This is a genomic window from Mucilaginibacter sp. (assembly GCF_028288225.1).
Classification (GTDB): Bacteria; Bacteroidota; Bacteroidia; order Sphingobacteriales; family Sphingobacteriaceae; genus Mucilaginibacter.
Window position 1 is genome coordinate 130,496 of the sequence record NZ_JAQBOC010000095.1, and the last position, 13,142, is coordinate 143,637.

12 protein-coding genes are annotated in these 13,142 nt (G+C 37.8%); 3 read left to right on the forward strand and 9 right to left on the reverse strand.

From position 1 onward, the window contains the following. Nucleotides 1-51: 51 nt before the first annotated feature. The 3 genes from JWQ54_RS28630 to JWQ54_RS28640 are packed head-to-tail and all read right to left on the reverse strand — an operon-like array spanning nucleotide 52 to nucleotide 1,369. Nucleotides 52-483, reverse strand: coding sequence for a DUF3052 domain-containing protein (locus JWQ54_RS28630; RefSeq protein WP_299591465.1), 432 nt, complete (start codon nucleotides 481-483; stop codon nucleotides 52-54). Further along, nucleotides 468-923 (reverse strand): DinB family protein, encoded by a 456-nt coding sequence (locus JWQ54_RS28635; protein ID WP_299591467.1) that lies wholly within the window; start codon nucleotides 921-923, stop codon nucleotides 468-470. The genes JWQ54_RS28630 and JWQ54_RS28635 overlap by 16 nt, the downstream gene beginning before the upstream one ends. Beyond that, nucleotides 920-1,369 (reverse strand): DinB family protein, encoded by a 450-nt coding sequence (locus tag JWQ54_RS28640; protein ID WP_299591468.1) that lies wholly within the window; start codon nucleotides 1,367-1,369, stop codon nucleotides 920-922. Before JWQ54_RS28640 ends, JWQ54_RS28635 begins: the two co-directional genes overlap by 4 nt. Nucleotides 1,370-1,481: 112 nt before the next feature. Here JWQ54_RS28640 and JWQ54_RS28645 point away from each other — a divergent pair, with 112 nt between their 5' ends. Further along, nucleotides 1,482-2,720 carry a nucleoside recognition domain-containing protein gene (locus JWQ54_RS28645; protein ID WP_299591470.1) on the forward strand — a complete coding sequence of 413 codons (1,239 nt, stop codon included), beginning with the start codon at nucleotides 1,482-1,484 and terminating at the stop codon, nucleotides 2,718-2,720. A 243-nt stretch (nucleotides 2,721-2,963) separates the two neighbouring features. Here JWQ54_RS28645 and JWQ54_RS28650 read toward each other — a convergent pair whose 3' ends face one another. Together JWQ54_RS28650 and JWQ54_RS28655 are read right to left on the reverse strand one after the other, a co-directional pair. Next, nucleotides 2,964-3,581, reverse strand: a complete 618-nt coding sequence (locus JWQ54_RS28650; RefSeq protein WP_299591472.1) for a TetR/AcrR family transcriptional regulator — start codon at nucleotides 3,579-3,581, stop codon at nucleotides 2,964-2,966. 136 nt (nucleotides 3,582-3,717) lie between these two features. Beyond that, entirely contained in the window at nucleotides 3,718-4,206 is a 489-nt protein-coding gene (locus JWQ54_RS28655) for a DUF4126 family protein (RefSeq protein ID WP_299591474.1), read from the reverse strand. Nucleotides 4,207-4,347: 141 nt separating this feature from the next. Between JWQ54_RS28655 and JWQ54_RS28660 the strand changes: the two genes are divergently transcribed. Next, entirely contained in the window at nucleotides 4,348-4,866 is a 519-nt protein-coding gene (locus JWQ54_RS28660) for a hypothetical protein (RefSeq protein ID WP_299591476.1), read from the forward strand. 92 nt (nucleotides 4,867-4,958) lie between these two features. Here the strand turns inward: JWQ54_RS28660 and JWQ54_RS28665 are convergent, their stop codons facing one another. The 4 genes from JWQ54_RS28665 to JWQ54_RS28680 form a co-directional block, all read right to left on the reverse strand. Further along, complete coding sequence (locus JWQ54_RS28665) at nucleotides 4,959-8,375, reverse strand: efflux RND transporter permease subunit (RefSeq protein ID WP_299591478.1); 3,417 nt, start codon at nucleotides 8,373-8,375, stop codon at nucleotides 4,959-4,961. A 25-nt stretch (nucleotides 8,376-8,400) separates the two neighbouring features. Next, nucleotides 8,401-9,504: an efflux RND transporter periplasmic adaptor subunit gene (locus JWQ54_RS28670; protein WP_299591480.1), complete on the reverse strand. Its 1,104-nt coding sequence runs from the start codon at nucleotides 9,502-9,504 to the stop codon at nucleotides 8,401-8,403. Nucleotides 9,505-9,532: 28 nt separating this feature from the next. Continuing rightward, a complete protein-coding gene (locus tag JWQ54_RS28675) occupies nucleotides 9,533-10,855 on the reverse strand; it encodes a TolC family protein (RefSeq protein WP_299591482.1) in 1,323 nt (440 codons plus the stop codon). Between the two features lie 87 nt (nucleotides 10,856-10,942). Continuing rightward, nucleotides 10,943-11,554 (reverse strand): TetR/AcrR family transcriptional regulator, encoded by a 612-nt coding sequence (locus JWQ54_RS28680; RefSeq protein ID WP_299591484.1) that lies wholly within the window; start codon nucleotides 11,552-11,554, stop codon nucleotides 10,943-10,945. Between the two features lie 228 nt (nucleotides 11,555-11,782). Here JWQ54_RS28680 and purB point away from each other — a divergent pair, with 228 nt between their 5' ends. Continuing rightward, on the forward strand, nucleotides 11,783-13,126 hold the full coding sequence (purB, locus tag JWQ54_RS28685; RefSeq protein ID WP_299591486.1) for an adenylosuccinate lyase: 1,344 nt from the start codon (nucleotides 11,783-11,785) through the stop codon (nucleotides 13,124-13,126). Nucleotides 13,127-13,142 lie beyond the last annotated feature (16 nt).

Here is a 13,142-nt window from a genome sequence, read left to right on the forward strand (position 1 = left end):
GTTGTAAAAAATATTACATTTTAACTTCTACAACCCTTACAACAATTCCAACTACCCCCTATCCTTAACGGGTATAACCAATTTTAAGCCCGACCATATTTCGTCAACAGCACATACTTTTATATCAACAAGTCCGGTTTGTATGGCATAGTTACGAATGATGTCCTCTGTAATATCAGTAACAATTTTAGATGCTTTTTTGGGCCACGAGATCCAGATAATACCGTTGGGCTTAATTTGATCCTTTAGCCCGGGCAATATGCTTATATAATCATCTTTTTGTTTTGTAAAAAAATGGATGAGGTCTTTTTTATCTATCACATCATCATTTATTTGCACATCAGCAGGTAAATCAGTAAACAGATCAAAATAATAAGCAGGCGCGTTGATAAGCATCATATTAAATGCCGGCTTAATGCCCAGCTTTTTAGCTAACGGGGTACCCGAATACCCTGTCGGCTGTGTTATTATCTTGTCCCCCATTCCCATATACCGTATTGTACTTTTTTATCTACCGGATGACCTGATTGTTTTAAAGCAAGCATAATTTGTCCGCGATGATGAGATTCATGTGAAACAAGGTATCCTAAAAAACCGGTAGCATGCGGTTTAAAGCCTTTTATTTTACCATCGGCATAAGCATTTTCAAACAACGTTTCTATTGCAATCCCACTGGTTTTCATCCCTGTTACCAATATATCCTTGCTTATATTCTCTTTTTCTATTTTAATAAGTGTGCCTAAAAGTAAAGGGTCTGCCACTTTTAACCACATCAGACGTACATTATGTAAATGCGCAAATTGCTCACCAACAGTTCGCCCTTTTGAAGCAGATACATCATTCAAATACGCTTCATCAATACCATCAAGCAAATACAAATTAATGCGGTTGTGAATTTGCCAGGTTTCAGTTAGCGTGTTCATAGCTCTTTTAAATTAATTATTTGTTTTAAATGATGCTTCATGTGCTCTACATAATCTGCAGCAAGCCACTCAACCGAATGCAAGCTTGCAGTTGTTTTGCTGTTATCACATTTTGCCTGTAATCTTTCGGCAGGATAGTTTAATAATACACGTGCAATCTGCAGGTTTAATAATTTCCATAAACCTAATAATTCATTAACATTCGCTTTCTGGTAATGCTGTGCATCAACCCATTTCACCTGCTCATATGTCAACCTGAAATTTTCTTCATAAGTGCAACGCACAAAGCGTTGCAGGTTAATTTGAGCGCTGTCTATTAAATGGCCGATAATTTGTTTTTTTGACCATTTTTCGGGCCCTGGCTTGTATGTCCAATTAATAGCATCAATATCTGCGTTTAAAAGATAGTCAATGGTATCATTCAATTTTTTTACAGTATCAATCATGGTAAATTATATATAAACGGATCAAAGCCACCGAAGTTTTAAATTCAATTTAAAGATGGTTATTCGCAATTAATTATCAAAAAACTTTATCTTCAAACCTTGAATATTTAACATGGCCCTTAATTATATCTGGATAGCATTTTTCCTTATTGCATTTGTAATAGCACTCACCAGGCTTATATTTTTTGGTGATACCGAGATCTTCTCACACTTGGTTAGCGCGATGTTTGATTCGTCCAAGTCATCAGTAATGACTATAGCATTGCCTTTAGCAGGTAACATGGCTTTGTGGCTGGGTATTATGAATATTGGTGAAAAGGCGGGCGCTATCAGGTTTCTTTCGCGCATAGTAGGCCCGTTCTTTAGCCGACTTTTCCCCGAAGTTCCTAAAAACCACCCGGCTACCGGGCAGGTGCTAATGAGTTTTTCGGCAAATTTATTAGGGCTTGATAATGCAGCCACCCCGCTTGGCCTTAAAGCTATAAGCAGCCTGCAGGATTTAAATAAAGACAAAGAGACTGCTTCAAACGCGCAAATAATGTACCTGGTGTTGCTAACCTCTGGCTTGCAGCTATTGCCGGTTACCATAATTGCCCAGCGCGCCATTTTGAACGCAAAAGACCCTACTGACATTTTTATTCCTTGTATTATAGCAACATTTGTATCAGCAATGTCGGGCATGCTGCTGGTTGCCATAAAACAAAAAATAAACCTGTTTGACAGGGTGATAATTGGCTGGCTTGGTGGCATTACCTGCTTTATTGTTTTACTGGTTTGGTATTTTACTGAGTTTTTAACAAAGGGGCAAATTGGCCTGGTATCAAAAGTGGCCAGTAACTTAATGCTGTATTCAATACCTGTTATATTTATTACAGGCGCCCTATTAAAAAAGATAAACGTTTTTGAAGCCTTTATTGATGGTGCGAAAAGCGGCTTTGAAACATCTGTTAAAATAATACCCTACTTGGTTGCTATGCTTGTTGGTATAGCTGTTTTTCGTGCATGCGGCGCTTTGGATTATATGAATGATGGCTTACGGTGGGTTGTGATTCAATTGGGCCTGGATACCCGCTTTGTTGATGCCATGCCGGTAGCGTATATGAAGCCGCTCAGCGGATCAGGCTCGAAAGGGATGATGATAAATATCATGACTACCTATGGGCCAGATAGTTTTGCCGGGCGTCTCGGCTGCGTATTCAACGGTTCGGCTGATACTACATTTTATATTGCAGCCCTTTATTTCGGGTCTGTGGGGATCAAAAAATTCCGTTATGCTATTCCGGCCGGTTTATTTGCCGATCTTGCCGGAATTATTGCAGCAATTTTTGTTGCTTATTTGTTCTTTGGTTAATTCTGACAGGTTGAAACAGACATAAAATTTAAGGCCTGTAAATTAAAAAAGCAGGCCCGGAATATTTTCGGGCCTGCTTCAATCACTCTAAAACAATCACCTCTATAATTAGAAGTATTTAAATAATTCAAATAGTTTTTGACTAAATAAATTATTTAGTCAAATATATTAAATAATGTTTTTCTATTAAATATTTGCAGGCTTCTTTTGACTGGCAGGTGACAGTATCCCGGCAAGATGAGATTAATACATCAATCCTTTAATGAATATATCGGCAAGCAATAACCGTTTTGATCTGATCTCATCCAGGTGCTCTTTATTGGGGAACATTGTTTTTTTATGGGATAAAGATTTCGCCCTAACCCCATGCAAAGCATCCAACAAAAGATCAACAACTTCATTTGGATTGGCAACCGGCTTAATCTGCCCTCTTTCAACCTCTGTCTTTATAGCGCTAACCAACAACTCTATTTCTGATTCATGCACCTGCTTAACAATTTCCCAAATCATATCGGGCAAATTTTGTTCATTCAACCTGAAGAAATCAAAAAAATTATAGTTTGTTACAATAAAATCATGTTGCGTATCAATTTGGAATATAAAAGCTTCCTTTAAATCAGCAAAGGTGTTTATTTTATCAGCTAATTTTTTTAAATAATCATCTGCAACTTTACGCATAACAGCAACATACAGCTGACTTTTATCCGGAAAGTAATAATAAAGCAACGCCTTTGACATTGAAAGGTCGCCAGCTATTTCATTCATCGTGGTTTTTGAATAACCAAAGTGTAAAAACCTGTGGTGGGCAGCTTCTAAAATCTTCTCCTTTTTTACATCCTGCTGATCTGTAGCTGAAATCATTTTAAGTAATTATATAGTAGTATACTGTGTAAGGTAAATTGGTCATCCTATATCCTGACTTTTTTAACAAAACTATCAATTTTTCTAAATATACATACGATTCTGAACAGATGAATGCTACAATATGGTAACAAAATTACGCTGTAATGATTAAGCCGGTGCCCGCACCTATCACTAAAGCATCTTCAATTGCACCTATATAAGGATCAAAAACATGAGTTTTATTAACTGTAAATTTGCGTAAATAGTAACTTCCAAATGTTGAGCCAAGTGCCGCTACTGAACCCAGCAAGGCCCCTGTTAATGCGTTTTTGCCTGTTGCTTTATAGATAGATGCTCCCGCTAATGAACCTGACAAGAACCTGCCTATTATTCCGCCGGCGCTGGTACGGTTTGGTGTATTAGGTAATTTATCACCTACCAATTCACCCGCCGCTAAGATCTTCATTATCAGGGCTACACTGCCCGATTGCATGAAGCTTAACGGTGATTTAGAAAGTTGTTTAGATTGATGCCGACTTAAAATGTGGCTGGTAATAACAGGTGCCGAAGTTGCGCGCGTACCTGCCAGTACACCTAATGCTAATACCTGACAAAATGGTTTTGATATTTTCAGCTGTTTCATACTACCTGATTTTTTTTTTACTAATCTTTTAGTAATTACAAATACAACAATCATTCCTAAAATAGTACTCCCTTAATGTTTATGATAATTATAAATCAATAATTGATAATTTTTGTTACTCATAGAATAAACATCAACAATATGAAAATTCGTGAAAATAATGTTTTAGGCGAATTAAGTGCAGCGATAGGGATTGGCCTGCTTGCTGGCCTGGCAGGTACGGCCGCCATTACTTTATCGCAGGCAATTGAAATGAAAATAACTAAAAGGGAGCCAAGTGAAGCTCCTGTTAAGGTAGCAAAGAAAACCGCCGGCATTAAACCTGCAGATGAAGAACAAAAAGAAAAAGTATCACAGGAAATTCATTGGGCATACGGTACTGTATGGGGCATAGCCCGCGGAATAATTGGCCTTATAGGTTTAAAAGGCTTACCTGCAACGGCGGTTCATTTCGCAACAATTTGGGGTACTTCTATGGTTATGCTGCCGGCGTTTAAGGCCAGTCCGCCTGTTATCGAACAAGCCCCTGGGGCTATAGCCATTGATGGTTTACACCATGCAGTATATGCCCTGGCAACCGGCGTTGTTTATGATGCTCTTTATACAAGATCCAGGTATCATAGACGTTTTTATAAACTGGCTAATATACTGCGTAGGTAACTAACCTGAAAAACAGATCTTAAATTTCGGATCAATAAAAAACAGCCTTCCAGATTATTGAAAGGCTGTTTTTAATGTCGGATTCTCAATTATCAGGCAGTAGCTTCTTCAAATTCTTCTTCTGTTACTTTTTCTTTTTTGCCGAATAATTTATTTTTAATGTTAACCCTTATAATATACATACAAGGCACTAATATTAAGGTAATAATGGTTGCAAAGCCTAAACCAAAGATCATTGTCCATGCTAACGGGCCCCAGAAAGCTACGTTATCACCACCAAAGTGAATATGCGGCGCAAAATGGGTGAATAAGCCAACAAAATCAATATTGAAACCTACTGCTAAGGGTATTAAACCCAATATGGCAGCAGTTGCTGTTAATAATACCGGAGTCATACGGGTATGCCCGGCTTCCACAACAGCATCATGAAGGCTTACGCCCTGCGCTATCAGCATATCGGTAAACTCAACCAGCAAGATCCCGTTTCGCACTACCACACCTGCCAGCGCTATAATACCCACACCCGTCATTACAATAGACATAGTCATCCCGAAAATGCTTACCCCCAGCAATACCCCAATTATACTAAAGAAGATCTCGCTGATGATGATAAATGTTTTGCCAACAGAGTTAAACTGCATCATTAATATGATCAATATTAAACCGAATGATGTGGCTAATGCACCTAATAGAAAGTTCATTGCATCCATTTGATCTTCCTGACCACCGCCTTGCCTGATGGAAATATTATCAGGTGCTTTAAAATTACCTATAGCCCGAAGTATGTTTGCGTTAACATCATTGGGATTAAATGGCTTGATCACGTTTGAACCTAAGGTAAGTACGCGTCTTTGCTGCTTACGTTTAATGTTACTGTATGTGGTGGTATAACGGACATCTGTAAAAGCGGATATCGGCACCTGTCGGATAGCGCCTCCCGTTGCAAGGTCGCGATAAGTAACTTTCAAATTACGGAGTTCATCAATATTTCCACGTTGACTTTCTAACGCTCTTACTTGTATTTTATAATCATCTTCCTTGGTATTCCTGAAATTTGCAGCAGGAATTCCAAAAACAGCTGCCTGAAGGTTATCATTAATTGTTTTTGTGGAAATGCCTTCACGATTAGCTCTTTCACGATCAATATCAAAAACAATTTCAGGTTTGTCGTTTTGTACATCGGCAACAAGATTTTCAATACCAGCAATATTTTGCTTAGTGATGAATGCTTTTAAGCGATTTCCCGTTTTTACTAATGAGTCAAGGTTATCACCAATAAGCTCAATACTGATATCCTTTTGAACTGGCGGCCCGCTGTTTTCCTGGGTTACGGATATTTTTGCACCGGGAACACCCTGTACTGCTGCACGAATATTAGCCAAAACCTTTTTAGTGTCTTTCCCATTTCGTTTACCAAACTCTACAAAGGCAACGGTTACCTTTCCCTTATTTTCGTAATCGCCCTGATCTTCATCAGTTGGATCGGTAACGCCCTTGGTAACATTGGATATGATGGATGTTACAATAGCCTTATCGGGCTCAACCACTTCTGCAACACGCTTTTCGAGTTTTTTGGTTACCTCATTGGTATAAGCCTGATCAGTGCCAATTGGCATCGTTATATAAACATAAGCAAAATTAGGATCACCCGAAGGGAAAAATTCAGGGGTTTTACCTCTAACAACCATCAATACTATGGCAAATATAAATAAGCCAAAAGTGAGAAAAAGCACCAGCACCGGACGACGAACAGCTCGCTCCAGCCATTTAGCGTACCAGTTTTTGAAGCGTGGCCAGGCATTTTTCTGAAACTTGTCAATGATCCTCAGCAACACAAAGTGATTTAGCAGGTATAAAAATATGATGAGTACCATGAAATTACCAAACCCTACGTTGATCAGATAACCAAGAACAGTTGCAATAGCTAAAAATATTAATGCACGTTTTACCTTCCTGTCAAATTTGGGATTATCATGTTCACCTTCGTAGTGCGGTTTCATAAAATCCACCGCAAATACAGGATTCATAATGTAAGCTACCACCAATGATGCAAGTAAGGTTATAATCAGCGTAATAGGTAAAAAAAACATAAAGTGTCCTATCAAACTATTCCAGAAGGCTAATGGAACAAATGGAGCCAGGGTAGTCATTGTACCCGAAAACACAGGTAAAAACACCTCACCTGCAGCCATTTTAGCTGCCTGCTTTATCGGTATTTTCCCATTGGCAAATATCCGGTGCGTGTTTTCAATTACCACAATGGCATCATCAACAACAATACCTAATGCCAGCAGGAAGGAGAACAGCACGATCATATTTAGCGTAAACCCGATGACCGGCATCACTAAAAAGGCAATAAAACAAGATAAAGGAACGGATAATGCTACAAATATGGCATTGGTAGTCCCCATAAAAAACATCAGGATTATGGTTACCAGCAAAAAACCGATTACAATTGTATTAATTAAATCATTAAGCGTGGTACGTGTTTTATCAGACTGATCCCCGGTAACGGTGATATTTAATCCTTTAGGGAAAACTGTTTTTTGTTTTTGCTTTATTAGTTGATTTATTTTGTCTGATGCCTCGATCAAATTTTCGCCGGCCCTTTTACTAACGTTTAATGTAATTACATTTTTAAAGTTTGGGTTATCATTGGTTTTTAAACGTGCATAGCTCTCCTGCTCTAAAAATGAATCTTTTACATCGGCTATATCACGCAGATAAACTGCCTGTCCTTTGGGGTTTCTTATAGCCATTGCTTTTACCTCATCTGCATTTTTAAAATCCTGCTTAATGTCAATACTGCGTCGTACGCCATCACTTTTAACACTGCCTGCAGATGATAAAATATTTTCGTTCCCTATTGCCTGAATAATATCATTGAAGCTGATTTGAGCAGCAGCCATCTTATTCATGTCGACATTGATTTGAATTTCGGGGGTTAAAGCACCCACTTCATCAACTTTAGAGATCTCTTTATAGCTTTCTATTTCATCTTTTAGGATGTCAGCATACTCCTTAAGCCTTTTCAGATCGTAATCGCCTGATATATTAATGTATAAAATAGGCAGATCGGCAACGTTAATATCAGATATAACTGATTCCTTAAGATTGACGTCATTCTGCGGTAAATCCTGTTTAGCCTTATCTACTGCATCCTTTACATCAATTTTAGCATCTTTAACTTTGATATTCGCCTGAAATTCAGCTGTAATTATAGATACATTTTGAACTGAATTAGAGGTTACTTTCTTTAAACCTTTTAATGATTTTAATTGCTTTTCAATTTGCCTCGTAACTAAATTCTCTACGTTTTGTGGCGACTGACCTAAAAACTGGGTCGTTACAAACACCTTTGATTGCGCTATATCCGGAAAATTTTCCTTTGGCAAATTATTATAGCTGATAAGCCCCAATACTGTAATCAAAAATATGAGTACATAAACGGCTGTTTTGTTTTCGATGGCCCAGCTTGAGGGCCCAAATTCTTTGTTCAGATCTTTCATAATAAACAGATCAATTGTTATTTAATTAATTACCAGAAGCTAAAATCTTTATTTTGTCGCCATCTTCAATTTCAGTGGCGCCTTCGGTAACCAATTCGTCACCGCTTTTTAAACCTGATAATATTTCAGACCGTCCGCCATAAGTAGCGCCAACCTTAACATTTACTCTTTTTGCAATTCCGCTGTTATTAACAAAAACATAATCACCGGCTTCCGATTTTTGAATTGCTTTTACCGGGGCCACTATAATATTTGGCTTTGAGTAATTGGCAATCTGTATAATAGCCGTCATGTTCGGGCGTAAAGTTTTACGCACCGGTAATTTTATTTCTACACCAAAGCTACGAGAAGTTGGGTCAATAACCTTGGCTGCAAAAGTTACTTTTGTAACCAATGAATCATTTGCATCGGGAATTAATATTTTTACCGTGTTGCCTGTATTAACGGTGCCTGCATATGATTCAGGAACATCAGCCTTAACTTTTAAAATATCGGCATTTACAATACGGATGCCTGTTTGTCCCGGTGCCGCAGCCTGGCCAAGCTTAAGGTCCATTTGATCAACAGTTCCGTTAATTGGCGATACAATCCGGTATTGGTCTGCCTGTTGCTTAAGTGCTGCCAAAGCTTTCTTACTGCTTTGCAATGTTGTTTGTGCCTGTAAATATTGAACCTCGGTTCCTATTTTCTGATCCCATAGGTTTTTTTGACGCTGGAACAAAGTTTGATTTAAAGTGACCTGTGATTCTGATTGTGCAATATTTTGCTGTAATACACTATTATCCAATTGTACCAATGTTTGTCCTTTGCTAACATGCTGGCCGGGCTTAACATAAATGCCGGTAATAATAGCTTGTGCCTGCGGGTAAGCTGTAACATTATCCTGAGCATCAATTTTACCCTGGATCTGGACATAATTGGTAAAATTTGCCGGCTTTAATACTACAGAGCTAACATCTGTAGTTTTGGCTGAATCGGTAGTGCCTACTTCCGCTTGCAATTTTGTAATTTTTGAGCTTAGATCCGCCTGTTGTTTTTTCAGCTCGGCAAGCTCCGTTTTTTTATCTTTTGGCTTATTGGAGCAAGCTGCAAGTAAAATTAAAGCTGGTATATATAATATTTTTTTCATGTTCTATAGTATATTGTGATTGTTTGATTTATTTTATTCGTCCGTATGCTTTATCGAGGTCAACTTTGCTAACTAGCGCGTCATAAAGGCCTTGTATGTATTTATTATCAGCGTCTTCTAACGCAGATTGAGCCTGGGTTACTTCGATGCTCGAGCCTACCCCCTGCTGATACTTAATTCTTGACACCCGCAAAACTTCTTCGGCTAACGCCTGGTTCTGTTTCTGGACGTTTAGGGTTTGCAAGCCATTTACATATGTAATTCTCGCTTGACTTGCTTGTAGACTTAAAGCATTTTTAAGGTTGTACAAGTCATTTTTAGATTTAAGAACGGTTATTTGCGATTGCTTTATCTGATTAGATTTTTGAAAACCGCTAAAAATCGGAACATTTAAAGTAACGCCAATGTAAGTTGAGGGATAACTAGTATTAAATAATTTCCCGATCGCTTCATTTTGAAATTGTAATCCAGTACTTCCATTAAATGATAATGTTGGAATTAAAGTCGTTTTCTTACGTTTCAGGTCATATTGATTCAATTTCAGATTAGTTTCGGTAAGTCCGTATTCAATACGGTTGCGATAAAATGTAGTGTCGCTTGTAAAATCAGCCAGATTATTGGCGAGATTAACATCCTCAAGTTTATCTTTTAATATAAGTTCGTTTTCAATTGGCATTCCCATTTGAAACTTCAACATTTGATAATTTAAAACGAGCAGACGAACAGTATTTTCCATATTGCTAATCAAGGTATTATATTGAACGGTTAAACGGTCTACATCAATCTTTTCTACAAAGCCTTGCTTGTTTTGCTGTATCGTTTCGTCCAATTGCTGCTTTATTTGTTTAATATTGGCATCAAGTAATCTAAGCTGTTCATTACTAACAAGTACCTGGTAATAAGCCTTGGTTACATTAACGTTCACTTCAATTTTAGACCGCGTGTAGCTACGTTGTGATAATTCTTTATATGTTTTAGCTGCTTGTAAACCGACCAGATATGATCCGTCAAACAAGATCTGGGTTAAATTGATACTGTTTGTGTTGTTATATCTTTGGTAAATACTAAATTTCTGCCCACCAAAAATAACTGTAGGCGTTTTTAAATAATCCTGAAAAACTGCCGATCCGCTTACTTGGGGTAATCCAATGCCGATAGTTTCTTTTACTTTGTAATCGGCGCTTTTTATATCCAGCGACGCGTTTAGCATAGAATCCTGGTGCTCATAAGCATAGTTTATACAATCCTGAATGCTAAAATTAAATTTTTGTGTATCGGGTCGAGCTTGCTGCGAAAAGCCTTTTAAGACCATTCCACATAACAGGCACATTAGTATTAGTATATATTTCATTTTATATAATTGTGATTTGTTTGCTATTATTTTTATGCTGATCCAAAAATCGCGGCTATTAATGACAGCCCTATGTCAGCAGTGTTTTTATTCTTCTTTTATATTTTTATACTGATTTAAAAGCTTATAACCTTTAAGCGTGCATATCCCATAATTAAAATGCTCTAAAAATTGCACCTGTACCTTCCATGGGTTAAATTCAGCCATCGGGAATATGGAAGTATTAAAACCCATTTCTACCTGGCTCACCCGCATCCTGGCTATAATCCTTGCGTCAATATCAGGCCTTATGTAACCTTGCTTAATACCTTTTGTTAAAAGCTCTTCCAGCGTGCTGATCAAAACTTCGGCTTTGAACTTTTGAAACTCTGCCCAGGCATCAGGATGATACTTTTGCATATCATGTATAACTATCGGGTTGATCCTTGAAAAAATATCTTCTGAACACTTCATCATATTAATCAACTCTTCAATAACATTGCCCGACTGACTAATAATAGACGATATCTGGTCTTCATCTTCCTTTAGCTTTTTCTTTACCAAAGCTATCACCAGTTCATTTTTATCCTTAAAAAACTGGTAGATGGTTTTTTTTGACATGCCCAAATGTTTGGCTATATCATCCATCGTTACGCTCTTGATCCCTGCTGTTAAAAACAGTTCCTCGCCGCCCTGAATTATTCTTTCTATTTGACTCATTGACTTTCAGGGTCAAAACTAAGGAAACATTTTTAGATTTCAAAGTTTCCATTTGAAATTACCTTTACCTGACAATCCCTGTGGAGGAAGTAGCAGTGACAGTAAGTAGTAGCAGTATTTTTTTAGTTAAAACTGCTATTGCTACTTAAACCTGCCACTAATTCAATACTGCCACTTAAAACTGCTACTATCACCCAAATCCTTATCTTTGCAAAAATTTAAAAGAACATGACCCTTACTCCTCTTTCAGCAATTTCACCTATTGATGGCCGCTACCGTAATACAACAGCAGAGCTTGCTGATTACTTTTCTGAATATGCGCTTATCAAATACCGGGTGTTTGTTGAAATTGAATATTTCATAGCCCTTTGTGAACATCCGTTGCCGCAATTACAAAAGTTTGATAAAAATGCAGCAGAAAAGTTACGCGACATTTATAATAACTTTAACGAAGAAGATGCGGCCAGTATAAAACTGATTGAGAAAACAACCAACCATGATGTTAAAGCAGTTGAGTATTTTATTAAAAAGAAATTTGATAACCTTGGGCTTGAAGCTTATAAGGAATTTATTCATTTTGGCTTAACATCGCAAGATATTAACAATACTGCAATCCCCTATTCCTTTAAGGAAGCATTAAATAATTCATACTACCCTGCAATTGATGAGCTGGTTAATGTACTGAAAAAGTATGTAACAGATTGGGAAAAGGTATCTATGCTGGCGCGCACCCACGGACAACCGGCTTCACCAAGTCGCCTGGGAAAAGAAATAATGGTTTTTGTTGAGCGCCTTGAAAATCAGCTGAACCATTTAAAACCAATACCTTATTCTGCCAAATTTGGCGGTGCGACAGGTAATTACAATGCGCATTATATTGGCTATGCTGAAATTGACTGGAAAGCGTTCGGCAATCATTTTGTAAATGATATTTTAGGGTTAAGCCGCTCGCAGTTTACTACACAGATAGAGCACTATGATAATTTTGCAGCCCAATGCGATGCCTTAAAAAGGATCAATAACATTCTGATAGACCTGGACAGGGATATGTGGGCATATATATCCATGAACTACTTTAAGCAAAAAATAAAAGAGGGCGAAATTGGTTCATCGGCAATGCCGCACAAGGTTAATCCTATTGATTTTGAAAATTCTGAGGGTAACCTTGGTATTGCCAATGCATTGTTCGAACATTTTGCAGCCAAGCTGCCTATTTCAAGGTTACAGCGCGACCTTACCGATTCAACAGTGCTCCGTAATATTGGAGTACCGGTTGGACATACTTTAATTGCCATTAAATCAACCGTAAAAGGTTTGAACAAACTGTTGCTTAATAATGACGCTATTAGTGCCGACCTGGAAGACAACTGGGCGGTTGTTGCCGAAGCTATCCAAACCATATTGCGCCGCGAAGCTTATCCAAACCCTTACGAAGCATTAAAAGAGCTTACCCGTACAAACACAAAAGTTAATGCCCAAACAATTGCCGCTTTTGTTGATGGCCTGCAGGTAAGTGATGCTATTAAAGAAGAACTGAAGAAGATAACGCCAAGTAATTATACAGGGATTTAAGCATAAAGCGAAAAGG